This window comes from uncultured Microbacterium sp. (assembly GCF_947632095.1).
GTDB lineage: Bacteria > Actinomycetota > Actinomycetes > Actinomycetales > Microbacteriaceae > Microbacterium.
Window position 1 is genome coordinate 87,559 of record NZ_CANROA010000001.1, and the last position, 22,232, is coordinate 109,790.

At 66.9% G+C, this 22,232-nt stretch carries 24 protein-coding genes and 6 tRNA genes; 14 read left to right on the forward strand and 16 right to left on the reverse strand.

The features are described from left to right. The first annotated feature begins 42 nt into the window (after positions 1-42). Both Q0Z66_RS00410 and pdxY read left to right on the forward strand, forming a co-directional pair. Positions 43-1,350 (forward strand): aminotransferase class I/II-fold pyridoxal phosphate-dependent enzyme, encoded by a 1,308-nt coding sequence (locus Q0Z66_RS00410; RefSeq protein ID WP_298036339.1) that lies wholly within the window; start codon positions 43-45, stop codon positions 1,348-1,350. A 40-nt stretch (positions 1,351-1,390) separates the two neighbouring features. Next, on the forward strand, positions 1,391-2,242 hold the full coding sequence (gene pdxY, locus Q0Z66_RS00415; protein WP_298036341.1) for a pyridoxal kinase PdxY: 852 nt from the start codon (positions 1,391-1,393) through the stop codon (positions 2,240-2,242). A 7-nt stretch (positions 2,243-2,249) separates the two neighbouring features. Here the strand turns inward: pdxY and Q0Z66_RS00420 are convergent, their stop codons facing one another. The 9 genes from Q0Z66_RS00420 to Q0Z66_RS00460 all read right to left on the reverse strand — a co-directional run bounded on the left by Q0Z66_RS00420 (position 2,250) and on the right by Q0Z66_RS00460 (position 6,780). Beyond that, positions 2,250-2,807: an HIT domain-containing protein gene (locus Q0Z66_RS00420; protein WP_298036344.1), complete on the reverse strand. Its 558-nt coding sequence runs from the start codon at positions 2,805-2,807 to the stop codon at positions 2,250-2,252. Then, the gene (thrS, locus tag Q0Z66_RS00425; RefSeq protein WP_298036710.1) at positions 2,804-4,741 is read right to left on the reverse strand and encodes a threonine--tRNA ligase; all 1,938 of its coding nucleotides are present in this window, start codon (positions 4,739-4,741) and stop codon (positions 2,804-2,806) included. Before thrS ends, Q0Z66_RS00420 begins: the two co-directional genes overlap by 4 nt. Before the next feature lie 124 nt (positions 4,742-4,865). Next, the gene (locus tag Q0Z66_RS00430) at positions 4,866-5,930 is read right to left on the reverse strand and encodes an FUSC family protein (RefSeq protein ID WP_298036346.1); all 1,065 of its coding nucleotides are present in this window, start codon (positions 5,928-5,930) and stop codon (positions 4,866-4,868) included. A gap of 8 nt (positions 5,931-5,938) precedes the next feature. Continuing rightward, positions 5,939-6,118, reverse strand: coding sequence for a hypothetical protein (locus tag Q0Z66_RS00435; RefSeq protein ID WP_298036348.1), 180 nt, complete (start codon positions 6,116-6,118; stop codon positions 5,939-5,941). Between the two features lie 113 nt (positions 6,119-6,231). Next, positions 6,232-6,303: transfer RNA gene (locus Q0Z66_RS00440), tRNA-Val, on the reverse strand. Between the two features lie 25 nt (positions 6,304-6,328). Then, positions 6,329-6,400 (reverse strand) — tRNA-Gly (locus Q0Z66_RS00445). Between the two features lie 81 nt (positions 6,401-6,481). Further along, positions 6,482-6,553: transfer RNA gene (locus tag Q0Z66_RS00450), tRNA-Val, on the reverse strand. Positions 6,554-6,578: 25 nt separating this feature from the next. Continuing rightward, positions 6,579-6,649 (reverse strand) — tRNA-Cys (locus tag Q0Z66_RS00455). A 59-nt stretch (positions 6,650-6,708) separates the two neighbouring features. Beyond that, positions 6,709-6,780: transfer RNA gene (locus tag Q0Z66_RS00460), tRNA-Gly, on the reverse strand. A 160-nt stretch (positions 6,781-6,940) separates the two neighbouring features. Between Q0Z66_RS00460 and Q0Z66_RS00465 the strand changes: the two genes are divergently transcribed. Then, positions 6,941-7,013 (forward strand) — tRNA-Val (locus Q0Z66_RS00465). 59 nt (positions 7,014-7,072) lie between these two features. Here Q0Z66_RS00465 and Q0Z66_RS00470 read toward each other — a convergent pair. Beyond that, a complete protein-coding gene (locus Q0Z66_RS00470; protein ID WP_298036350.1) occupies positions 7,073-7,621 on the reverse strand; it encodes a MarR family transcriptional regulator in 549 nt (182 codons plus the stop codon). Positions 7,622-7,705: 84 nt separating this feature from the next. Between Q0Z66_RS00470 and idi the strand changes: the two genes are divergently transcribed. The 9 genes from idi to Q0Z66_RS00515 are packed head-to-tail and all read left to right on the forward strand — an operon-like array spanning position 7,706 to position 15,805. Continuing rightward, the gene (gene idi / locus Q0Z66_RS00475) at positions 7,706-8,275 is read left to right on the forward strand and encodes an isopentenyl-diphosphate Delta-isomerase (RefSeq protein ID WP_298036352.1); all 570 of its coding nucleotides are present in this window, start codon (positions 7,706-7,708) and stop codon (positions 8,273-8,275) included. After that, positions 8,272-9,321 (forward strand): polyprenyl synthetase family protein, encoded by a 1,050-nt coding sequence (locus tag Q0Z66_RS00480; RefSeq protein ID WP_298036355.1) that lies wholly within the window; start codon positions 8,272-8,274, stop codon positions 9,319-9,321. Before idi ends, Q0Z66_RS00480 begins: the two co-directional genes overlap by 4 nt. After that, a complete protein-coding gene (locus Q0Z66_RS00485) occupies positions 9,318-10,187 on the forward strand; it encodes a phytoene/squalene synthase family protein (protein WP_298036358.1) in 870 nt (289 codons plus the stop codon). The genes Q0Z66_RS00480 and Q0Z66_RS00485 overlap by 4 nt, the downstream gene beginning before the upstream one ends. Further along, positions 10,184-11,746, forward strand: coding sequence for a phytoene desaturase family protein (crtI, locus tag Q0Z66_RS00490; protein ID WP_298036361.1), 1,563 nt, complete (start codon positions 10,184-10,186; stop codon positions 11,744-11,746). The genes Q0Z66_RS00485 and crtI overlap by 4 nt, the downstream gene beginning before the upstream one ends. Continuing rightward, entirely contained in the window at positions 11,743-12,087 is a 345-nt protein-coding gene (locus Q0Z66_RS00495) for a lycopene cyclase domain-containing protein (RefSeq protein ID WP_298036363.1), read from the forward strand. The genes crtI and Q0Z66_RS00495 overlap by 4 nt, the downstream gene beginning before the upstream one ends. Next, positions 12,084-12,401 carry a lycopene cyclase domain-containing protein gene (locus Q0Z66_RS00500; RefSeq protein WP_298036365.1) on the forward strand — a complete coding sequence of 106 codons (318 nt, stop codon included), beginning with the start codon at positions 12,084-12,086 and terminating at the stop codon, positions 12,399-12,401. The genes Q0Z66_RS00495 and Q0Z66_RS00500 overlap by 4 nt, the downstream gene beginning before the upstream one ends. After that, positions 12,391-13,251: a prenyltransferase gene (locus tag Q0Z66_RS00505; RefSeq protein ID WP_298036368.1), complete on the forward strand. Its 861-nt coding sequence runs from the start codon at positions 12,391-12,393 to the stop codon at positions 13,249-13,251. Before Q0Z66_RS00500 ends, Q0Z66_RS00505 begins: the two co-directional genes overlap by 11 nt. 29 nt (positions 13,252-13,280) lie before the next feature. After that, complete coding sequence (locus Q0Z66_RS00510) at positions 13,281-14,459, forward strand: ferrochelatase (RefSeq protein WP_298036370.1); 1,179 nt, start codon at positions 13,281-13,283, stop codon at positions 14,457-14,459. Beyond that, positions 14,456-15,805: a deoxyribodipyrimidine photo-lyase gene (locus Q0Z66_RS00515; RefSeq protein WP_298036372.1), complete on the forward strand. Its 1,350-nt coding sequence runs from the start codon at positions 14,456-14,458 to the stop codon at positions 15,803-15,805. The genes Q0Z66_RS00510 and Q0Z66_RS00515 overlap by 4 nt, the downstream gene beginning before the upstream one ends. Here Q0Z66_RS00515 and Q0Z66_RS00520 read toward each other — a convergent pair. From Q0Z66_RS00520 to zapE, 5 genes are all read right to left on the reverse strand, one after another. Next, positions 15,777-16,004: a multidrug transporter gene (locus tag Q0Z66_RS00520; RefSeq protein ID WP_298036374.1), complete on the reverse strand. Its 228-nt coding sequence runs from the start codon at positions 16,002-16,004 to the stop codon at positions 15,777-15,779. The two genes, Q0Z66_RS00515 and Q0Z66_RS00520, sit on opposite strands and share 29 nt — an antisense overlap. An 84-nt stretch (positions 16,005-16,088) precedes the next feature. Beyond that, the gene (locus Q0Z66_RS00525; protein ID WP_298036376.1) at positions 16,089-16,583 is read right to left on the reverse strand and encodes a type II toxin-antitoxin system PemK/MazF family toxin; all 495 of its coding nucleotides are present in this window, start codon (positions 16,581-16,583) and stop codon (positions 16,089-16,091) included. Further along, positions 16,583-17,161, reverse strand: a complete 579-nt coding sequence (locus Q0Z66_RS00530) for a type II toxin-antitoxin system PemK/MazF family toxin (RefSeq protein WP_298036378.1) — start codon at positions 17,159-17,161, stop codon at positions 16,583-16,585. Before Q0Z66_RS00530 ends, Q0Z66_RS00525 begins: the two co-directional genes overlap by 1 nt. Before the next feature lie 18 nt (positions 17,162-17,179). Beyond that, positions 17,180-18,418 carry an ammonium transporter gene (locus tag Q0Z66_RS00535; RefSeq protein WP_298036381.1) on the reverse strand — a complete coding sequence of 413 codons (1,239 nt, stop codon included), beginning with the start codon at positions 18,416-18,418 and terminating at the stop codon, positions 17,180-17,182. Between the two features lie 116 nt (positions 18,419-18,534). After that, positions 18,535-19,581 carry a cell division protein ZapE gene (gene zapE, locus Q0Z66_RS00540; RefSeq protein WP_298036383.1) on the reverse strand — a complete coding sequence of 349 codons (1,047 nt, stop codon included), beginning with the start codon at positions 19,579-19,581 and terminating at the stop codon, positions 18,535-18,537. 135 nt (positions 19,582-19,716) lie between these two features. On the opposite strand from zapE, the gene Q0Z66_RS00545 reads away from it, so the two are divergent. Both Q0Z66_RS00545 and Q0Z66_RS00550 read left to right on the forward strand, forming a co-directional pair. After that, a complete protein-coding gene (locus Q0Z66_RS00545) occupies positions 19,717-20,610 on the forward strand; it encodes a sulfurtransferase (RefSeq protein ID WP_298036385.1) in 894 nt (297 codons plus the stop codon). Positions 20,611-20,628: 18 nt separating this feature from the next. Next, entirely contained in the window at positions 20,629-21,060 is a 432-nt protein-coding gene (locus Q0Z66_RS00550; RefSeq protein ID WP_298036386.1) for a SufE family protein, read from the forward strand. Here Q0Z66_RS00550 and Q0Z66_RS00555 read toward each other — a convergent pair. Beyond that, the gene (locus tag Q0Z66_RS00555) at positions 21,032-22,213 is read right to left on the reverse strand and encodes an alpha/beta fold hydrolase (protein ID WP_298036389.1); all 1,182 of its coding nucleotides are present in this window, start codon (positions 22,211-22,213) and stop codon (positions 21,032-21,034) included. The two genes, Q0Z66_RS00550 and Q0Z66_RS00555, sit on opposite strands and share 29 nt — an antisense overlap. Between the last annotated feature and the right edge of the window lie 19 nt (positions 22,214-22,232).

Sequence of the window (22,232 nt, forward strand, 5' to 3'; positions counted from 1 at the left end):
GCACTGTCCCGGACAGGTCTAGAATCTGTTTCGAGAGGTGACATGAACGACGACATCACAGGCGAGACGGCATCGGAGATCGCCGCGAGCGTCCGCGCACTGCATGAGCGCGGGGTGCTCGTGCCGGGAGCGACGCTGCCGCCCGTGCGTGAACTCGCCGCCTCGCTCGGCGTGAACCGCAACACAGCCGTCGCCGCGTACCGCCAGCTCTCCCAAGCGGGAATCGTCGTCAGCCGGGGTCGCGCCGGAACGACGATCGCCGAGCAATCGCCGGTAGCGCAGGAGGGCTACACGCCCGACACCGTGCTACGCGACGTCGGCACCGGAAACCCCGATCCGCGGCGCATCCCGGACCCGTCCCGCGCCCTCGCCGGTGTCGTCGGGCGTCCGGTGCTCTACGGCGAACCCGTCATCGATCCCGGCCTCGAAGCGTGGGCACGGTCATGGGTGTCCCCCGACCTCGCGGCCGATGACTTCCGCATCACCGTCACCAGCGGCGCGGTCGACGCCGTCGAGCGCCTGCTCGCCCAAGCTCTCATGCGCGACGACGCGGTAGCACTCGAGGACCCCTGCTTCCTCGGCAGCATCCACACCGTGCGCCTCGGCGGATACCGACCGGTTCCCGTGCCCGTGGATGACGAGGGCATGACCGTCGCAGGGCTCCGTGCCGCACTCGACGCCGGCGTTCGCGCGATCATCTGCACGCCGCGCGCCCAGAACCCGACCGGTGTCGCGCTGTCCCCCGCTCGAGCGGCGGAACTACGGGCCCTCCTCATCGAGCACCCGTATGTGCTCATCATCGAGGACGACCACTTCTCCCTGCTCTCCGCGAAACCGTACGAGAGCATCATCGGTCCGGGGCACCGCCGCTATGCGCTCCTGCGATCGGTGTCGAAGTTCCTCGGGCCCGACATGTGCCTGGCGATCGCCGCGACCGACCCGGAGACCGCCGACCGCCTCGGCATGCGCCTGAGCCCCGGCACGACCTGGGTCAGCCACCTGCTTCAGCGTCTCGCCCTCGGCCTTCTCGAAGACCCCGCGGCGCAGACCGAGATCGCCGCCGCGGGTGCTCACTACGCGGCACGCAACGCGGCATTCGCCGATATGCTCCGCGAGCGGGGCATCGCGGTGGCGGGCTCCGAGGGCATGAGCCTGTGGGTCGAGTTGCCGGTCGAGGCGCGCATCGCTTCGGAGCACCTCATGCGTCGCGGTTGGCTCGTGCGCACCGGCGATGGTTTCTCGCTGACGGCGGGCGAGCGCCCCTCCAACCATGTGCGCCTCACGGTGCACGACCTCTCCGGCGATGACGCCGAGCAGTTGGCCTCCGATATCGCGGCGGCCGTCCGATGATGCGCACGATGATGCGCCCGAGCAGTGAGAAGAGCACCGCATGAAGATTCTGTCGATCCAGTCCGCCGTCGCCTACGGCCACGTCGGCAATTCCGCCGCGGTGTTCCCCCTGCAGCGGATCGGCGTCGACGTCCTGCCGGTGAACACGGTGAACTTCTCGAACCACACCGGCTACGGGTCGTGGGGTGGTCCTCTCATCGCCCCGGATGATGTGCGCGCGGTGATCTCCGGCGTCGAGGACCGTGGGGTGTTCGGGCAGATCGACGCCATTCTCTCGGGGTATCAGGGCGGTGAGGGCATCGGCGAGGTGATCATCGACGCTGTCAGTCGGGTGAAGGCGGCGAATCCCGATGCGCTGTACACATGCGACCCGGTGATGGGCAATGCGAAATCCGGATGCTTCGTGGCCCCGGCCATCCCGGAGCTGCTGCGTGAACGCGTCGTCCCCGTCGCCGACATCATCACGCCGAACCAGTTCGAACTCGGTTTCTTGACGGAAACCTCCCCCGATTCCCTGGAATCGACGCTTGCCTCTGTGGATGCCGCATTCGCGATGGGGCCGCGGATCGCACTCGTGACGAGCGTCGAACGCCCGGATCGTGACGAAGGAACGATCGAGATGCTCGCCGTGGATCAGGCGGGAGCCTGGCTGGTCACGACTCCGTACCTGCCGTTCAAGGCAAACGGCTCGGGCGACGTCACCGCGGCGCTGTTCACCGCCCACTATGTCGCGACGGGGAGCGCGAAGGATGCTCTGGAGCGCACAGCATCCAGCGTCTTCGACCTGCTGAAGCTCACCCTCGAATCCGGGGAGCGCGAGCTCCAGCTCATCGAGGCGCAGGAGTTCTACGCGAACCCCCGTCTGCAGTTCACCGCACGTCAGGTGCGCTGAGCGGACGTCAGAGCGTCGTGGCGTCCGCCGGCCAGGCGTTCGCCACGGCCTCGCGCACTTCGCCGAGCAACTGCGGCAGGGCCTTCGTCTTGGCGATGATCGGGAAGAAGTTCGCGTCCGAACGCCAGCGGGGCACGATGTGCTGGTGCAGGTGCGCGTCCACACCCGCACCGGCGACCGCGCCCTGGTTCATGCCGAGGTTGAACCCGTCGCAGTTCGAGACCTCGCGGAGCACCCGCATGCCGATCTGCGTGAGCTCGCCGATCTCGGCGACCTCCTCGGGCGTGGCCTGATCGTAGGTCGCGATGTGCCGGTACGGGCACACCAGCAGGTGGCCAGAGTTGTACGGGAAGAGGTTCAGTAGAACATAGGCGGTGCGTCCGCGCGCGACGACGAGGCGTTGCTCATCGGGGTGCTTCGGCGCCTCGCAGAACGGGCACTCCTCATGGTGCGGTTCGGGTCCCGCCTGGATGTACGCCATCCGGTGCGGGGTCCACAGCCGCTGGAACTCGTCGGGGACGCCGGCGAGATGCGCGGCATCCTCGGGCGCCCCCGACCAGGTCATACGAGGTCCTCGGCCTTGAGCACGAGGGCGTGGGAAGCGATCGCCTGACGGATGCGGGCGATCGCATCCGCGACCGGCACGCCGTTCTCCTGCGTGCCATCGCGGAAGCGGAACGACACGGTACCCGCTTCCTTGTCCTGCTCGCCGGCGATGAGGATCAGCGGCACCTTGTGCGTGGTGTGGTTGCGGATCTTCTTCTGCATGCGGTCGTCGGAGTGATCGACCTCTGCGCGAACGTCGTTCTGGCGCAGCTTGGCGATGATGCCGTCGAGGTACTCGCCGTACTGCTCGGCGACGGGAACGCCCACCACCTGAACGGGGGCGAGCCACACCGGGAAGTCACCGGCGTAGTGCTCGAGCAGGATCGCGAAGAAGCGCTCGACCGAGCCGAGCAGAGCACGGTGGATCATCACCGGACGGTGCTTCTGCCCGTCGGGACCGGTGTACTCGAGCTCGAAGCGCTCGGGCTGGTTGAAGTCGAGCTGGATAGTCGACATCTGCCAGGTTCGGCCGATCGCGTCGCGCGCCTGCACCGAGATCTTCGGACCGTAGAAGGCCGCGCCGCCGGGATCGGCGACGAGTTCGAGACCGGATGCCACGGCCACCTCGCGCAGCGTGTCGATCGCGGTGGACCACTGCTCGGGCTCGCCGAGGAACTTGGGGTTGCCCTCTTCGTTCGTGGACAGCTCGAGGTAGAAGTCGTTCAGGCCATAGTCGCGCAGCAGGTCCAGAACCAGGTTGAGGTTCGTCTCGAGCTCCTGCTTGACCTGGTCCTGGGCGACGTAGATGTGGGCATCGTCCTGGGTCAGGCCGCGCACACGGGTGAGGCCCTGCAGCGTGCCGCTCTTCTCGTAGCGGTAAACGGTCCCGAACTCCGCCAGACGCAGCGGGAGCTCACGGTAGGAGCGGCCGCGCGAGCGGAAGATGAGGTTGTGGAACGGGCAGTTCATGGGCTTCAGGTAGTAGTCCTGGCCCTGCTTGGTGATGTTGCCGTCTTCGTCGGTGACCTCGTCGAGGTGCATCGGGGGGAACATGCCGTCGGAGTACGTCTGCAGGTGCCCCGACGTCATGAAGAGATCCTTCTTCGTGATGTGCGGCGAGTTGACGACGTCGTACCCGTTGCGCAGCAGGTGCCGGCGCAGATTTTCCTCGATCTCGTAGCGGATGATGCCGCCCTTCGGGTGGAACACCGCCAGTCCCGAACCGATCTCATCGGGGAACGAGAAGAGGTCCATCTCGACGCCGAGCTTGCGGTGGTCGCGGCGCTCGGCCTCGGCGATGCGCTCCTTGTACGCCTTCAGCTCGTCCTTCGAGGGCCACGCCGTGCCGTAGATCCGCTGCAGCTGGGGGTTCTTCTCGCTGCCGCGCCAGTAGGCGGCGGCCATGCGCGTGAGGTCCCAGCCGTTGCCGATCATGCGGGTGCTGGGCAGGTGCGGTCCGCGGCAGAGGTCCTTCCAGACGACTTCGCCGTCCTTGGAGACGTTGTCGTAGATCGTCAGCTCGCCGGCACCGACCTCGACGGATGCTCCTTCTGCGGCATCCGCGCCGGACCCGGGTCCGCCGGCGAGCTCGATGAGCTCGAGTTTGAAGGGCTCGTTCGCCATCTCGGCACGGGCTTCTTCTTCGGTGACGACGCGCCTCGTGAAGCGCTGGCCCTCGCGGATGATGCGCTGCATCTCCTTGTTGATGGCCTTGAGATCTTCGGGCGTGAACGGGGTGTCGACGCCGAAGTCGTAGTAGAACCCATCAGTGACGGGCGGGCCGATACCGAGGTTCGCCTGCGGGTTGATGCGCTGCACGGCCTGCGCGAGGACGTGGGCGGCGGAGTGGCGAAGAATGGAGAGGCCGTCTTCGCTGTCGATCGTGACCGGCTCGACAGTCTCGGATCCCGTCAGGGGTGCTGCGAGATCCTTCAGCTCGCCGTCGACGCGCATGGCGACGACGGATCGGTCGGTGAACAGGGCGAAGCCGTCTTTCGGCTGGGCGTTTTCAGGCACAGATCACTCCACTAGGTCTGGGTTCCAGATTACTCGCCTGTGCGGGCGTCCACCGACAACGTCATCTGTGCGCGGATACGAAGTCCTCACTGGCCCGGATGATGCGCCGCACCGACATCGCCGCGGCGTACGCGTGACCGATCGCATCGCCGGGCGATGACGATGCGTTCATCGTCGTCATCGCGTGCTGCAGGGCTCTTTCCGCAACGCCGAGTTTGCCCGCCGCGCGCTCGTCATCGGCGGGCGCCCCGACGAGGGCGCTGGCGGCGCGCACGGACGCGGAGAGGGCCTCCCGCACGTCTGCTGTCGGAACTCGGTCCTCCTCGATCGCCGAAAGCATTCCGTCGGAGAGATCTGAGACGGCGCGGGTCGTAGCATCGAGCGCATGCATCCGAGAGCCGACCATGTCGCGCTCCGCGCGGCGGCGTCGTGCACGGGGATTCCCCCGGCTGCTGTCCTCGGCCTCCTTGACGTTGATGGCCACCTCATCACGACGCCACGGCAAGCGCCTGGTCGCGTTGCGGAGTGCCTCGGCATCCGGTGGGGTGCGGTTGATGGCATCCGCGACCTCGTCCAGCGCTGTGGAGACCTCATCGCGCAATGCGGACAGTCGCAGATCGGCTCGACGAATGTGCAGCGGAGGAATAATCAGAAGGTTGACGGCGACCCCGATCACGATTCCGAACGCGGTGGTCACCAGATACGACAACGAGAATTCATCCGCGTTCGCCCCGCCCAGCAGCAGCACGAAGACCCCTGCGATCGGGACCCACTCCTGCCCGGCGCCGAGCGCCGGGATGCCGCCGAGGAGGATTCCCGCGGCGATGACCAGGGCGATGGCGATGATCGCCGGAAGGCCGCTGAACACCAACCCGAGGGCTCCCAGCCCCAGCGCGACTCCTGTTCCGAGGCCGACCAGGGTCTGGGCGCCGGCCCGTGCCGATGCAGCGACCGTGGCGTGCATGCTGATGATCACACCCAGCGGGGCGTAATAGGAGTACTCGTCCTGCGCGAGCGGGATGAGCGGGGCGGTGTACCAGGCCAGGGCTGCTGCTGCCGCGGCCTTGGCTGCGAGGATCAGCCGATCTGCGCGCGCGATCTCTCTGCCACCGTGCAGGAGAGGCAACCGCCGCGTCAGGGCAGATCCTCGATGTCCACAGCCGACGGGCGATTCTCGCCGTCGTCTTCAGGGGAATCGTCGTCGGGCTCGTTGCCAACCTGTTGACTCTCTGTGACGTTCATGTCGGGGTCCGTCCCGACGACGGTTGGGCGGCCCTCCTCCGGGCGGTCGGATCGAGCGGCGGCGGTCATCATCGACCTCTCTTTCAATGATGGGGAAGCACACATGTTCGTCGACGAAGAAGGATGGGTCACACCCATTGACAAAACGACAGAACCCCCGGCATTAGCCGGGGGTTCTGGATGTGTGCGCGATACTGGGATCGAACCAGTGACCTCTTCCGTGTCAGGGAAGCGCGCTACCGCTGCGCCAATCGCGCCCAATGGGCTGTTCAGTTTTTCGAGAGCGGATGACGAGATTCGAACTCGCGACCCTCACCTTGGCAAGGTGATGCGCTACCACTGCGCTACATCCGCATGCGTCCCAGGGGGGACTTTCTTACTTTAGCCGATCTTGTCGAGACAAGAAAACCTCTGGCGAACAGAGGTTCTCGGCTGTGCGCGATACTGGGATCGAACCAGTGACCTCTTCCGTGTCAGGGAAGCGCGCTACCGCTGCGCCAATCGCGCCCGTTGGGCTATTCAGTTGTGGGCGAGGTGGCGACGGGATTCGAACCCGTGTAAACGGCTTTGCAGGCCGGTGCCTAGCCTCTCGGCCACGCCACCGCGAGGTGGAAGTTCGACTCCACATGCTGAAACCCCCTGCACGGGGGCTCCTGCACTCGAGCGGATGACGAGATTCGAACTCGCGACCCTCACCTTGGCAAGGTGATGCGCTACCACTGCGCTACATCCGCGTTATTCCCTGCTTGCCTTCCGGCTCGCTGGGCACTTATGAAACATTAGCCCACGATCCCCCGTCTGCAAAACCCGGGACTGATCTCGCGCGTGTCCTCCGAAATGGTCAGCAGCACCCGAAAGCGTCCGGTAATATCGTTACTCGAACCCCGGTTCCCGGGGCGATTGGCGCAGTTGGTAGCGCGCTTCCTTCACACGGAAGAGGTCGTCGGTTCGAGTCCGGCATCGCCCACAGCAAAGCCCCGCACGTCTGAGACATGCGGGGCTTTTTCGTTCTCCTGTCGAATGGGTTCACTCTTCGTCGTGCTGAACCCATTCGGCGGTGTCGATCAGGCCGCGGAAGAACCGCAGGACGGCTGCGCGGTCTGCGGAGCGCAGCTGGGCGATCGCATCGAAGCGTCGAGCGTGGCTGCGTCCAACACTGGCGCGCGCCGACTGCCGCGTTTCGGCTGTCACGTGAATCGATGTGCTTCGGCGGTCATCGGGGTGGGGCGCGCGCGTCACGTGCCCGCCGGCGGCCAGCCGATCCAGGAGCTTTGTCGTCGCGGCGGCCGTCACGCCCAGGTGGGCTGCGATCGATCCGGGCGTGGAGGCCTGACCATTGCGCTCTTGTGCGATGAGGAAGCGCAGAGCCCGCATGTCTGTGTCGCCGAGGCGCATGTAGCGGCGGGACGCCTCGCTCATGCTGCGCTCCGTGTCTCGCCACTCGTTCATCGCCTCGAGCACGGCCACTACCTCATCGACGTCCTCCGCGCTGAGGCCAGAGCGGTCGACGATCTCCCCATCGGGGTCCATGATCCGTGGGTCGAGCATCGAGAAAGCTGTCGCGTCATCACTCACATGATCATCCTAACCGGATTGAACTTAAACTAGGCTTAATGTTTACTGAGATAAGAAATAGACGGATCTACTGAGGGAGCAAGCATGAGCGGACCAGAAGAACGCGTCGTTCTCCTCGACGACGACGGGTCCCCCCTCGGCGCTGCGCTGAAGTCTGAGGTGCATGGCGAGGCCACACCCCTTCACCTCGCCTTCTCCTGCTACGTGGTCGACGCGCAGCGCGATCGCCTGCTGCTCACGCGGCGGGCTCTGACGAAGAAGACCTGGCCGGGGACGTGGACGAATACGTTCTGCGGGCACCCCGAGCCCTTCGAGCCGATCCCCGAAGCCGTCCACCGGCGGGCAGAGCAGGAGCTCGGACTGCAGATCCGCGATCTGCAGCTCGTTCTCCCGGACTTCCGCTACCGGGCCGTCGATGCATCGGGAATCGTCGAGAACGAGATCTGCCCGGTCTACGCCGCCGTCATCGATTCCGAAGTCACCCCCGATCCCGCCGAGGTCATGCAGACGCAGTGGTCGCGACCGGAGCACCTGCTCCAGGCGATCGAGTCGACGCCCTGGGCCTTCAGCCCGTGGATGGTCGACCAGATCCGCGAAATGGTTGCCCTGCCGAGCTCGTCGATGATCTCATGGGGGCTGGAGGTCGCCCGATGATGCTCACGAGCACCGACGCCCGCGTCGCCGTCGACGCCGTTCTCGACACCTTCTATGCCGAAAGGATCGCGCGAGCAGGCGCCTCGGGCAGCCAGTACGAGTTGCTGTGGCGACGCATGCGAGATGCCTCCCGCGGTGGCAAGAGGCTGCGCCCTGGCCTTGTTCTGCTCGCGCACACGGCGCTGGGCGGCAATGCGCCGGAGGATGCTCTGACCGCTGCCGCCGCGACCGAGCTGATGCACACGGCCCTCCTGTTCCATGACGACGTCCTCGACGCAGACCTCGTCCGTCGCGGCGAGCCGAACCTTCAGGGGCGCTTCGTCGCCGATGCGTTGGAGTCGGGCCTGGGCGGAGAGCACAGCCGCACCTGGGGAGACACAGCCGGCGTGCTCGGCGGAGATCTGCTCATCAGCGCGGTGCATGCTTTCGCCGCCCGGATCAACAGCCCCGCTCGTGTCAAGATCCACGAGATCCTCGATGAGAGCATGTTCGTCACCGCCGCCGGCGAACTCGCCGATGTCGGCTACGGGGTCGGAGCCATGCGCCCCGACGCGGCGGAGATCGGTCGGATGATGGCCGAAAAGACGGCCCACTACACGTTCTCCGCACCGCTGCGCATTGGCGCCGCTCTCGCCGGGGCCTCTGCCGAAGCATCCGCCGAGCTCTCCCAGATCGGTACAGCGCTCGGATTCATCTATCAGCTGCGCGATGACGTTCTCGGCGTCTTCGGCGACCCGGACACACTGGGCAAGTCGATCGACGGCGACCTGCGCGAGGGGAAGAGAACACTGTTGATCGCCCATGCCGAGCATTCGGCCGAGTGGGCTCGGGTGAGCCATCTCTTCGGACGCCGGGGCATCGATGCGGGCGATGTGGCTCTTCTGCGCCAGGCCATCGTCGATTCCGGTGCGGCCGCGGAGATCGAGCGACTGCTGACCCACGAGGGCGACCAGGTCGCCGCTCGCATCGATGCTTCCTCCCTGCCGTTGCCGTTGCGCCAGGAACTGCGCGCGATCGCGCGTCGCTGTGCGGAGAGGGAGTCATGACCCTCACCGGTCTCGATCTCTTCACCCGTACAGCTCGATCCGCATCCGCGCAGGTGATCACGGCGTACTCGACATCCTTCGGACTCGCCAGCAGACTGCTGACTCCGAGGTCGCGCGGACAGATCGCCGATATCTACGCCCTGGTCCGCATCGCGGATGAGATCGTCGACGGGCCGGCGGCCGAAGCCGGCCTCTCCCCCGCGGAGAAGGCGGAGATGCTCGATGAGCTCGAGGCGGAGACGCTGCGGGCGATGGCCCGCGGGTTCAGCGCGAACATGGTCGTGCACGCTTTCGCCGCGACTGCACGGGAGACTGGCATCCAGAGCGACATCGTCATCCCGTTCTTCGCCTCCATGCGGATGGATCTCGATGAGGATGCCGTCTATGACGACGCCGCTTACCGTCGATACATCCACGGCTCTGCCGAGGTCGTCGGGTCCATGTGCCTGCGCGTCTTCGCTCAGGAAGGTCGCGGCATCCGCATCGACGATGGCCTCGACGAGGGCGCCCGCCGGCTCGGCGCCGCCTTCCAGAAGGTGAACTTCCTCCGCGACCTCGGCGACGACTGCGACCGACTGGGCCGGACCTATCTGCCGGCATTCGATCCGGATTCCTTCAGCGATGCCGACAAGGATGCCGTCGCCGACGAGATCGAAGAGGACCTCCGCGTCGCGCGCCTCGCCATCAGCCGCCTGCCCCGCCGGTCCCGGCGGGCGACGACCGCCGCCGCCGATCTCTTCGGACGGCTCAATACGGAGATCCGTGTGACTCCAGCCACGGAGTTGCGCACGCGCCGCGTCTCGGTTCCGACATCCGTCAAGCTTCGCATTCTCGCCCGCGCCCTATCTGGACGGAACTCTTCGTGACCCCCGCACCCTCCGCGCCCCAGCGCATCGTCGTCATCGGCGGCGGCATCTCCGGTCTCGCCACAGCAGCACTGCTCGCAGCCGACGGTCACACCGTCTCGCTCATCGAGTCGCGCGACGAGCTCGGCGGACGAGCCGGCCGCTACCAGCGCGACGGCTTCACCTTCGACACCGGTCCGTCGTGGTATCTCATGCCCGAGGTGTTCGACCACTTCTTCCGCATGCTCGGCTCCTCCTCCGAGCAGGAGCTCGATCTGGTGCGCCTCGACCCGGGGTACCGGGTCTACTTCGAAGGGGATGCTGAGCGATTCGACCTGCCCGCAGAAGGTGCGCGCGAGGCGATCATCGATCTCGATCCCGCATCCCGCGAGGGACTCACCCGCTACTTCGACTCGGCCGCCGAGACGTACGACATCGCCACGAAGCAGTTCCTGTACACGAACTTCTCCTCGCTCACCGGGCTCGTCGATGCGGATACGGTGAAGCGCCTCCCGCGTCTCCTGCGTCTGCTGGCACAGCCGCTCGACCGTTTCATCGCCGCGCATTCACCCTCCAAGCGCGTTCAGCAGGTGCTCGGATACCTGTCGGTGTTCCTCGGCACATCACCGGCCGCTGCACCGAGCATGTACCACCTCATGAGCCATCTCGACGTGGATCAGGGCGTCCTGTATCCGCAGGGCGGGTTCTCGACCGTGATATTCGCGATCGAACGGCTCGCACGCGCGCATGGCGTTGAGATCCTCACCGGCACGCGCGCGACGCGGATCACGGTGGAGAACAATCGCGCGACGGGCGTCGACGCGGTTCGCGACGGGGCATCCGTGCATTTCGATGCGGATGTCGTCGTCTCCACCGCGGATCTCGACATCACGGAGAACACGCTGCTCGACAAGCCCGAGCACCGCAGCACATCGACCCGCTGGTGGAAGAAGAGAAACCCCGGCCCCGGTGCGGTCCTCGCACTTCTCGGCGTCGAGGGAGAACTCCCCCAGCTCGCCCACCACACGCTGCTGTTCGCCGACCGCTGGGAAGAGGGCTTCGACGCGATCTATGGGGACGAGCCGCACATCCCCGACCCGGCCTCGCTGTACATCTGCCGTCCGAGCGCGACGGATGACACGGTCGCCCCGGTCGGGCACGAGAACCTGTTCGTGCTCGTGCCCGTCCCGGCTGACCCGGGCATCGGTTCGGGTGGCGACGATGGAGCGGGGCACGAGCGGGTCGAGCGCACGGTCGACGCGGCGATCGCGCAGATCTCCGAGTGGGCCGGAATCCCCGACCTCGCGGATCGGATCGTCGTCCGCCACTCGATCGGACCAGCCGACTTCGAGCGCGAGTACGGCTCTTGGCGGGGCGGCGCGATCGGTCCCGCGCACACCCTTCAACAGAGCGCGTTCTTCCGAGGCAGCACACGCTCTCGCAAGGTCGACGGGCTCTTGTACGCCGGGGCGACCACGGTGCCCGGTGTGGGGCTGCCGATGTGCCTGATCAGCGCCGAACTGGTGCTCAAGCGCATGCGCGACGATCAGAGCGCAGGCCCCACGGAGACAGCGGCGTGACCTACGGATATCTCCTCGCGCTGCTCGTGAGCTTCGGCTGCGTCGTCGCGGTCGATATTCGCTTCCGTCTCTTCCTCGGGCGGTCGCTCCCCTCGGCGCTTCTCGTGCTCGGGGTGGGGCTGGCCTTCTTCCTCGCCTGGGATGCCGCGGGAATCGGCCTGTCGATCTTCGCCCGCGGTGACAGCCCTTTCCTGCTGGGCATCATGCTCGCCCCGGAACTCCCGCTCGAGGAGCCGATCTTCCTGCTGTTCCTCTGCGAGGTGACGATGGTGCTCGTGCTGGGAACTCAGCGTCTGCTCGAGAGCCGACGCGCGAGCGGGCACGGCGAGGCGGAGCGATGACCTATCTGCTTCTTGCCGGCATCTTCCTCGCGATAGCCGGGGTCAGCGCGCTCATCCTGCGCGCACGCACCCGGCACCCGCGCCGAGCGGGCGTGCGGCTGCCTGCTCTTCTCCTCGGAGGGGCAGCCCTCCTCATCCTCACGGCGGTCTTCGACACCGTCATGATCGCCGTCGGGCTGTTCACGTACGCCGATGAGCACATCATCGGTCTGCGGATCGGACTCGCTCCACTCGAAGACTTCGCCTACCCCCTCGCCGCCCTGATCCTTCTGCCCGCACTGTGGGCTTTCCTCCGGAGCCGTCATGATCACTGATCTCCTCGCCGCATCCCGCCCCATCAGCTGGATCAACACCGCTTTCCCGTTCGCAGCCGCCTATCTGCTGGTATCGGGAGAGGTCGACCTGACGCTGGTGATCGGAACCGTCTTCTTCCTGATCCCCTACAACCTGGCGATGTACGGCATCAACGATGTCTTCGACTACGCCTCGGATTTGAAGAATCCCCGTAAGGGCGGTGTCGAGGGCGCACTTCTCGACCCGCGCCGCCACCGCGGAGTGCTCATCGCGGCGGGGCTGTCGTGCCTGCCGTTCCTCATGTATCTCGTGATCGTGGGCGACCCGGTCTCGTGGCTCGTCCTCGCGATCAGCATGTTCGCCGTCTACGCCTACTCGGCGCCGCCGTTCCGCTTCAAGGAGATCCCGTTCCTCGACTCGATCACCTCGAGCACGCACTTCGTGAGCCCGGCGCTGTTCGGGCTCCTGCTCGCCGGCGGCACTCCGGATGCCGGATCGATCACGATCCTCGTGGCCTTCTTCCTCTGGGGCATGGCCAGCCACGCCTTCGGAGCCGTGCAGGACGTGGTCCCCGACCGCGACGGAGGCATCGCCTCGATAGCCACCGTGCTGGGCGCCGCCTGGACCGTCCGCGTCGCCCTGCTGTTCTGGACCGCGGCAGGAGTCCTGATGCTGACGACCGGGCCGCCCGCGGCATGGGCCGCTGTGCTCGCGATCCCCTACCTGATCGCCGCCGGCCCGTTCTGGCGCGTCGACGACGCCGATTCCGCAACCGCGAACCGCGGCTGGAAGCACTTCCTCTGGATCAACTACGCATGCGGCTTCGCCGTCACGATGCTCCTCATCATCACCGCGATCACCTCCGCGTGATGAACCGCCCCTCGACCTCGGAGATCCCGATGAACGACACCACTGCTGTCCCCCATGCCTCACCCGCGACGGTCTGCGGCGCGCCATTCGCGGCGCAGCCCCAGCCGTACGATGCAATCCTCCTGGCCGGTTTCGGCGGCCCCGAAGGGCAGGATGACGTGATCCCGTTCCTGCGCAACGTCACGCGCGGCCGCGGCATCCCGGATGAACGCCTCGAAGAGGTCGCGCACCACTACCGCCACTTCGGCGGCGTCAGCCCGATCAACGCGCAGAACCGCCTCCTGAAAGCGGCGCTCGAGGCGGAGATCGCGCACCGCGGCCTGCCCCTGCCGGTCTACTGGGGCAACCGCAACTGGGCTCCCTATCTCGACGAGTCGGTTCGCGAGGCAGCCGGCAACGGACACACGCGCCTGCTCGGTCTTGCGACCAGTGCATACAGCTCGTTCTCGAGCTGCCGTCAGTATCGGGAGGACTTCGCGCGCGTCCTCGAAGAGACCGAGCTCGTCGGTACCGTGACGATCGACAAGATCCGCCAGTTCTTCGATCACCCGGGCTTCATCGATTCCTTCGTCGCGTCGATCGTCGACGAGCTGGGACGTTTCCTCGACGATGGCATCGTCGCCCAGGCCCTCCGGGTGCTGTTCACCACGCACTCGATCCCGACCGCCGACGCTCAGCGCTCCGGCCCCCGTGATCAGGACTTCGGCTCCGGCGGAGCTTATGAGGCCCAGCACCGCGCCGTGGCCGCAGCCGTGATGGAGCGCGCAGCCTCCCAGGACGCACGTCTGGCGGATGTCGCCTGGGAGCTGGTGTACCAGTCGCGCTCCGGCCCGGCCTCGCAGCCCTGGCTCGAGCCCGACATCTGCGACCGGATCTCCGAGCTGCCCGCCGAAGGGATTTCGGCGATCGCCATCTCCCCCATCGGGTTCGTCAGCGACCACATGGAGGTGATGTGGGATCTCGACAACGAGGCGCTCGAAGCCGCTGAGGAAGCCGGTCTTCGCGCGGCGCGCACGGCCACGCCGGGGGCCGATCCGATCTTCGTGCGCGGTCTCGTGGACCTGATCGAGGAGCGGATCGCGGCGGTCGCCCCAGCCGATCGCATCACCGGCACGTCGCTGGGCCCGTGGTTCGATGTGTGCCGCCCCGGATGCTGTGAGAACGTGCGCGCCGGGTTCAAACCGGCTGCGGCGGGCGTCGCACCGTGACAGCCCCGGTGCTGGTGTGGTTCCGCGATGACCTGCGCATCGCGGACCACCCGGCATTGCACACGGCCGCCGCCACCGGCGCGCCGATCATCGGGATCTATGTTCTCGACGAGGAATCCGCCGGCGTTCGCGCGCTCGGCGGCGCCGCCCGATGGTGGCTGCATCATTCGCTCACCTCGCTGGGTGAACGACTCGCCGAGCGCGGCGTGCGCCTCGTCCTGCGGCGGGGGCCTGCGGTCCGTTTGATCCGTGAGCTCGTGACGGAGACCGGGGCGCGCGGCATCCACTGGAATAGGCGCTACGGCAAGCCGGAGCGCGATATCGATGCGGAGCTCAAGAGCGGCCTCCGCGACGAGGGTGTCGACGCGCACTCTCACGCCGGGAATCTCCTCCACGAACCATGGACCGTGCAGACCGGGGCCGGGACGCACTATTCGGTCTTCACCCCCTTCTGGCGTGCCTGTCAGGCTCTCCCCGCTCCGCGGCTGCCGCTGCCCGAACCGCCCCGAATGACGCCGGCCGCGGTCGACATCGCCTCCGATGCGCTCACCGACTGGGAACTTCTGCCGACAGCGCCGGACTGGGCCGCGGGGCTCCGCACCGCCTGGACACCCGGCGAGCCCGCAGCGGTCGCACGCCTGCACGAATTCCTCGAGGACGACCTCTCCGACTATGACCGGGCTCGTGATGAGCCGGCATCGGGCGCGACGTCGATGATCTCACCCCGCCTGCGCTGGGGCGAGATCAGCCCCCATACGGCCTGGCACGCCGCAGTCGAGGTAGGCGGTTCCGCCCGGTTCCTCGCAGAGCTCGGCTGGCGGGAGTTCGCCTGGCACACGCTCTTCCACTTCCCCGCCCTCGCCGACGATAATCTTCGTCCCGAATTCGACGCGTTCCCCTGGCCGCCCCTCGACCCCGACATGCTCGTCTCCTGGCAGCGCGGCGAGACGGGCATTCCGCTCGTCGACGCCGGCATGCGGGAGCTCTGGGAGACCGGGCACATGCACAACCGTGTGCGCATGGTGACGGCATCCTTCCTCATCAAGAACCTGCTCATCGACTGGCGGATCGGGGAGGAATGGTTCTGGGACACGCTCGTCGACGCGGATGCCGCCAGCAACCCGTTCAACTGGCAGTGGGTCGCCGGATCCGGAGCCGATGCGGCACCCTACTTCCGCGTCTTCAACCCGATCCTGCAGGCCGAGAAATTCGACCCGCACGGCGAGTACATCCGCCGGTGGGGCGGGGCGACGAGCAGAGAGCCCATCGTCGATCTGCGTGCGACGCGTCAGGCGGCGCTCAACGCCTATGAAGCGGTCAAGAGCTCTCAGCGTCCGGCGCGCTGAGGTCCTGTCCCGCGTCCGCTTCCGGCATCCCCGGCCCGGGGCCGGGACGCACGGTCGCATCGTTCCGGATATCCACGCGGGTCGCCGTGCCGCTCCTCGTCACCTCGATGCGCGGGGCGGCGTCCGCCTCGGTCGCCGCCGGAGCGGCCGTGAGCTGATCGCGCCGCTTCTCCTCGGGTGTCTGCTCGGTACTCGTCATCATGTCCTCCTCAATGAGGGTGCCCACGATAGTGTTCAGCGCTCGCACGTCCGATGGGCTTGACATCCGTTCCGCGGGGCGGCCTCAGATCTGGACGCGCCACCCGTGCCGATCGGCGAGAGCCTGGGCGATATACGTGAAGCGATTCCGATCCAGAGGTGACGCCTCACGACGGATCCCCTGATGGTGGATGCTGTAGAGCTTGTCCATCTCGATCCAGGAGTCGCGCTTGTGGTTGTCCCAGGTGCCCGGTCCGAGCAGCATGAGGTTCTGGGCACCGGGACGCGCCTTCGTCGTGAGCTTCAACGCATAGACGCGCAGCGTGTCGTGGCGGGCGATGACGAGCATCGGGCGGTCCTTGCCCTGCTCGGGATCCTCGGCGTACGGCACCCAGGCCCAGACGATCTCACCCGTATCGGGGATGCCGTTGAGGCGCTGCGGCGCGTAGGTGATGAGCACGTCGCGCGAGGCGGGGTCGGTGACCTCCCATGCGCGGGTGATGAGTTCCTGCAGCTCGATGCGGCGCTGCAGCGGGCTTTTGATTCCGAGCCTGCGACGCACCCATGAGATGAGTCCCATCAGGCGGTGCGCGCCCATCCGTAGCGGGCGATGAGCGCGGAGGCGACGCGGTCGTAGCGTCCGCGGTCGAGGATCGCCGCCTCGCGCCGCATACCCCGATCGTGCACGCTGTAGAGCTGCTCGATGTCGACCCAGGACTCGCGCCCCTGGGAATCCCACGCACCACTGCCGATCGAGAGGTAGTCGCGGTCGCGCTCATGCGCCTTGCTCGTCATGCGGACCGCGTAGACCCGATCCGAGGACTGACGGCCGATGACGAGCACCGGGCGGTCCTTGCCGCGCCCATCGTTCTCCTCATACGGCACCCAGGTCCAGATGACCTCTCCGGAATCCGGAGCACCGTCCTTCTCGGGTGCGTAGTCGACCAGGAGATCCGTGATGCGCTCGGGGTCGATCCGCACGGTGTCGCTCCCCCGCGCGCGCCCGGCTTCCACCGTGGGAGCGGCGGATGGGGCATCCACCCGCAGGGTTGCACGAGGACGTCCCGCCTTCGTCGTTGAAGGTCGGGACGTCCGGTTGGTCAGGGTGTCGATGGCGAGGCCGAGGAGTCGGCCGAGAATGCTCTGAGAAGAACTCACCTCGACACCCTATCGATCTCAGGCGTCGACCAGTGCGTACCCCTCCTCACCGTGGACGACCACATCGACGCCGGCGATCTCGTCCTCATTCGTGATCCGGAACCCGATGGTCTTCTGGATCACCGTGCCGATGACGAAGGCCACGACGAAGGAGTAGAGCAGAACACCGAGGGCTGCGAGCACCTGGACCACCAGCAGGCGTGCGTCTCCGCCGACGAAGAGCCCCTGGTCCATGGCGAAGAATCCGAGGTAGACGGTGCCCAGGAGGCCACCGACGAGGTGGATGCCGACGACATCGAGCGAGTCGTCGAAGCCGAGGCGGAACTTCAGCTCGACGGCCAGCGCGCAGGCGATGCCGGACAGCGCGCCCAGCAGCAGGGACCATCCCGGGGTCAGGTTGGCGCAGGCGGGCGTGATGGCGACGAGACCGGCCACGGCACCGGATGCGGCGCCGACCGAGGTCGGCTTGCCGTCCTTGATGCGCTCCACGAGGATCCAGCCGAGGATCGCGGCGGCGGTGGCCCCGAGCGTGTTGAGGCCGATGAGTCCGACGCCGCCCATGTCCTCGGCGTTCCACTCGGCGCCGGCGTTGAAGCCGAACCAGCCGAACCACAGCAGTGCTGCACCCAGCAGGGTCAGCGGCACGTTGTGCGGCTTGAGGATGCCCTTCTGGAAGCCCACTCGCTTGCCGAGCACCAGAGCCAGGGCCAGCGCCGCCGCGCCGGCGGTGATGTGCACGGCGGTACCGCCGGCGTAGTCGATCACTTCGATGCCGCTGTCGGCGCCGAAGAGGGTCGTGCCGAGCTCCATGACCCAGCCGCCGCCCCACACCCATGCGGAGATCGGGAAGTATCCGACCGTGGCGAACACGCCCGCGAAGATCAACCAGCTGCCGAACTTCGCTCGATCGGCGATGGCACCCGAGATCAGCGCGACCGTGATGATCGCGAAGGTCGCGCCGTATGCAACGCCGAGGAGTGCGACGTTCGAGCCCTCACCCGTGGCGAGGCCGCTCAGGCCGAAGTCCGCGAACGGGTTGCCCGCGAACTGTCCGGGCCTCTCGACGGCGCTCATCGAGAAGCCGAAGAGGATCCACAGCACGGCGACGAGGCCGATCGAGCCGAAGCTCATCATCATCATGCTGACGACGCTCTTCGCCTTGACGAGCCCGCCGTAGAAGAAGGCGACACCGGGGGTCATGAGCAGGACCAGCGCCGTAGCGGTGATCCCCCATGAGATGTTTCCGGGAGAATCCATGCGTAAACCTCACATTCGAAGTGATCGAGGGCTTCAGTATGTTGAGCCCCGATTACCGGAATGCGCGCGCGATGTTTCTCCTGCGTTACAGGAGGCGTCGTGATGTGAACATCGCGTTACGGCGCCGCGGGATCCTCGATGGAGTGGGTGAGAGCGTTGAGGCGCGAGATCGCCCGCAGATACTTCTTGCAGTATCCGCCACCGAGCATCTCCTCGGAGAAGACCTGGTCCAGGCTCACGCCCGTCGCCGCGATCGGGATCTGCGCGTCGTACACACGGTCGATGAAGGCGACGAACCGGAGGGCCTCGGACTGGTCGGTGAGCTGGTCGACATCGCGCAGGCCGACGAGAGAGAGCCCGTCGATCAGACGGATGTACCGCGACGGGTGCACCGTGGCGAGATGGCGGATGACGTCGGCGAAGAGATCATCGGATGCCGTCGGGCCGGCGGCGGCGATGCGCGCCGCGTATGCTGCGTCGTCGTGGACGATCGCCTGACCGTCGAGGGCTCGCTGACGGAAGTCGACGCCGTCGATGCGCAACGTCTGGAAGCTGTCGGACATCGCGTGGATCTCACGCAGGAAGTCCTGAGCGGCGAACCGCCCCTCGCCGAGGGCGTTCGGCGGCGTGTTTGATGTCGCGGCGAGGCGCGTGCCGGTGCCGACGAGCTCCCCCAGCAGACGGGTCATGACCATCGTGTCGCCGGGATCGTCGAGCTCGAACTCGTCGATGCACAGCAGATCCGCGCCGCGGAGCAGCTCGACGGTGTTCTTGTATCCGAGAGCGCCCACCAGCGCCGTGTACTCGATGAAGGAACCGAAGTACTTCCGCCGTGCCGGCATCGCGTGGTAGATCGAGGCGAGCAGGTGCGTCTTGCCGACGCCGAATCCGCCGTCGAGGTAGACGCCCGGTTTCATCTCGGGCTCTTTCTTCGCCCGGCTGAAGAATCCGCCGCGCTTGACAGCGACGGATTTGCCCGCGAAGCGCTGGAGGAGATCCTTGGCCTCGGACTGGGACGGGTAGGCGTCATCCGAGCGGTAGCTGTCGAAGGTCGCCGTGTCGAACTGCGGCGGCGGGACCAGGCTCGCCAGCATTTCGGGACCGGTGACGACCGGCTGGCGATCGGTGAGGTGCACAGCGTTCGGGTTCATCGTGTCGGTCATGCGTTTCCTGTGTCGAAGTCTGACAGAACGATGCCGGACGCGCCGAACAGCTCTATCGTCGAAGGGGACGGATCAAGACTACGCCGTCGCGCCAGCACTAGAGCCTTCGCTCGCACACACCTCGAGGAGCGCCCCGTGACCATCGACTTCGATTCTTCCGTCGACAAGTTCTCCGAGTACGCCGAACCCGGCCGGCTCGTCAGCACCGAATGGTTGGCGACGCGTCTCGAGGAGCCCGGACTCGTCGTCGTCGAATCCGATGAGGACGTGCTGCTTTACGAGACCGGGCACATCCCCGGCGCGGTCAAGGTCGACTGGCACACCGAGTTGAACGACCCGGTGGTCCGCGATTACCTCGATGGCGAGGGATTCGCCCGGCTCATGAGCCGCAAGGGCATCGCCCGCGAAGACACCATCGTGATCTACGGCGACAAGAACAACTGGTGGGCTGCATACGCGCTCTGGGTCTTCTCCCTGTTCGGGCATGAGGACGTGCGCCTGCTCGACGGCGGCCGGGACCGCTGGATCGCCGAGGGGCGCGGGACGACCACCAACGCGACCGTGCGCCCGGCGACGGAGTACCCGATCGTCGAGCGTGATGACACGATTCTGCGTGCTTACAAGGACGACGTGCTGGCGCATCTCGGAAACCCGCTCATCGACGTTCGGTCCCCCGAGGAGTACAACGGCACCCGCACCACCGCTCCCGCCTACCCCGAGGAGGGCTCGCTGCGCGCCGGACACATCCCGACGGCGCAGAGCATTCCGTGGGGTCGTGCCGTCGCGGAGGACGGCGGCTTCCGTTCGCGCGCCGAGCTCGATGAGATCTACCGGGCCGGTGCGGGGCTTCAGGATGGCGATGACATCGTGGCCTACTGCCGTATCGGCGAACGCTCGAGCCACACCTGGTTCGTGCTGAAGCACCTGCTCGGGTTCGACAAGGTCCGCAACTACGACGGATCCTGGACCGAATGGGGCAGCGCCGTGCGCGTGCCGATCGTCACCGGCGACGAGCCGGGCACGCTGTGACCGTGTGAGAATGACGGGGTGAGCACGACGAACGTCCCCGATGCCCTGGCCTCGATCCGCGAGGATTTCCTTGAGCTGCCCGAAGCGGAGCGGCTCCAGCTGCTGCTGGAGTTCTCCAACGGGCTCCCACCGGTATCCGACGAGGTCGCCGCTCACCCCGAGATGACGGAGCGGGTGGCAGAATGCCAATCCCCCGTCTACATCTACGTCGAGATCGTCGACGACGCGGTCACCATGCACGCCACCGCGCCGCCGGAGGCGCCGACGACGCGCGGGTTCGCCAGCATCCTGGCGCAGGGCGTCCAGGGGCTCAGCCCCGACGAGGTCCTCGCGATCCCGGACGACTACCCTCAGTCGATCGGGCTCACGCGTGCCGTCTCGCCGCTGCGCATCGCCGGTATGACCGGCATGCTCATGCGGGTCAAGCGTCAGGTCGCACTGAAGCGCTGAACCCGTTCTCGACCAGCCACGCGTCGATCGCCGACGTCCAGCCTGTCTGATCGTAATTCCACAGCTTCGTGTGACGCGCGCCTCCGAACCGCGGCATCGTCACGATGTCCGGGCGCGCCTCGGCCAGCGCATGCGATGCGTCGGCGGGGACGAAGCCGTCATCCTCGCTGTGCAGGATGAGGATCGGTGCGACGAGCTCTTCGGCACGCGCCACCATGTCGAGGCTGTCGAACTGGATCGCGTCCTCCGCGCCGCTCAGTCGCGCCGTGAGCGGCGTCGAGAGCGCATTCATCGCGAGTGTGGGCAGCGGGCCGCCGATCCCCGACTCCCGTGCCTGAAAACGCAGCACCGTACGCCAGTCGACCACCGGAGACTCCAGCACGAGGCCGGCGATCGCATCGCGGTATCCCGACGAGACCGCCGTCTGCAGGGCGATCGCCCCTCCCATCGACCAGCCCATCAGGATCACCCGCTCAGCGCCGTGGCGCAGCGCATAGGCGATCGCAGCATCGACATCCCGCCACTCGGCGGCGCCGAGGGAATACGCGCCGTTGCGGCTGCGCGGGGCCTCGCCATCATTCCGATACGACACGACGAGGTTCGTCATCCCCGCCGAATGGAAGACGGGCACAGCACGCAGGCACTCCGCGCGAGTGACGCCCCGGCCATGCACCTGGATCACCCAGGTCGGTGAGACGAGGGCAGGAAGCGGCGCCGGGAAGACCCATGCCGGGCAGGGCCCCGCCGGAGCACCGATCAGGGCCGACTCCCACGGGAGATGGAGCTCCGCCGGAGACGAGTAGTACCAGCCGCTGAAACCCGCCGCCCGATCGATCTGCGAGCCCGGCTCGATCTGCGTCAGCAGCTTTCTGCGCACGCGCTCCGCATCCGCGCTCAGCACGGCGCCCAGCTTCACATAGTCGTGGCTACCGGTGGTGAACAGACCGTATCGGCCGGGCAGCTCCGTGTCGGGCGTTCGCGCCAGCTCGATCGTCTGCGCCCCCGTGTCGACCGCCAGGATCTGCGTGTCCATGTCCCGAGGCCCGGGAGTGACCACCCTGCGTGCGATCTGGAAGACCACGAACAGGATCGCGGACGCCAGCGCGACGGCGGCAGGGACGAGGATTGCGACGGCGTGCCTGAGACTCTTCATCGCTTCCTGACTCTAGCCT

Bases quoted from the DNA above. Each gene is read 5' to 3' on its own strand.
- Q0Z66_RS00410 (WP_298036339.1), top strand. From the start codon at position 43: ATGAACGACGACATCACAGGCGAGACGGCATCGGAGATCGCCGCGAGC.
- Q0Z66_RS00420 (WP_298036344.1), bottom strand. From the start codon at position 2,807: ATGACCTGGTCGGGGGCGCCCGAGGATGCCGCGCATCTCGCCGGCGTC.
- Q0Z66_RS00485 (WP_298036358.1), top strand. From the start codon at position 9,318: ATGACCCTCACCGGTCTCGATCTCTTCACCCGTACAGCTCGATCCGCA.
- Q0Z66_RS00535 (WP_298036381.1), bottom strand. From the start codon at position 18,418: ATGGATTCTCCCGGAAACATCTCATGGGGGATCACCGCTACGGCGCTG.
- idi (WP_298036352.1), top strand. From the start codon at position 7,706: ATGAGCGGACCAGAAGAACGCGTCGTTCTCCTCGACGACGACGGGTCC.
- Q0Z66_RS00525 (WP_298036376.1), bottom strand. From the start codon at position 16,583: ATGGGACTCATCTCATGGGTGCGTCGCAGGCTCGGAATCAAAAGCCCG.
- pdxY (WP_298036341.1), top strand. From the start codon at position 1,391: ATGAAGATTCTGTCGATCCAGTCCGCCGTCGCCTACGGCCACGTCGGC.
- zapE (WP_298036383.1), bottom strand. From the start codon at position 19,581: ATGACCGACACGATGAACCCGAACGCTGTGCACCTCACCGATCGCCAG.
- thrS (WP_298036710.1), bottom strand. From the start codon at position 4,741: ATGCGCGTCGACGGCGAGCTGAAGGATCTCGCAGCACCCCTGACGGGA.
- Q0Z66_RS00500 (WP_298036365.1), top strand. From the start codon at position 12,084: ATGACCTATCTGCTTCTTGCCGGCATCTTCCTCGCGATAGCCGGGGTC.
- Q0Z66_RS00505 (WP_298036368.1), top strand. From the start codon at position 12,391: ATGATCACTGATCTCCTCGCCGCATCCCGCCCCATCAGCTGGATCAAC.
- Q0Z66_RS00520 (WP_298036374.1), bottom strand. From the start codon at position 16,004: ATGACGAGTACCGAGCAGACACCCGAGGAGAAGCGGCGCGATCAGCTC.
- Q0Z66_RS00510 (WP_298036370.1), top strand. From the start codon at position 13,281: ATGAACGACACCACTGCTGTCCCCCATGCCTCACCCGCGACGGTCTGC.
- Q0Z66_RS00555 (WP_298036389.1), bottom strand. From the start codon at position 22,213: ATGAAGAGTCTCAGGCACGCCGTCGCAATCCTCGTCCCTGCCGCCGTC.
- Q0Z66_RS00435 (WP_298036348.1), bottom strand. From the start codon at position 6,118: ATGATGACCGCCGCCGCTCGATCCGACCGCCCGGAGGAGGGCCGCCCA.
- Q0Z66_RS00480 (WP_298036355.1), top strand. From the start codon at position 8,272: ATGATGCTCACGAGCACCGACGCCCGCGTCGCCGTCGACGCCGTTCTC.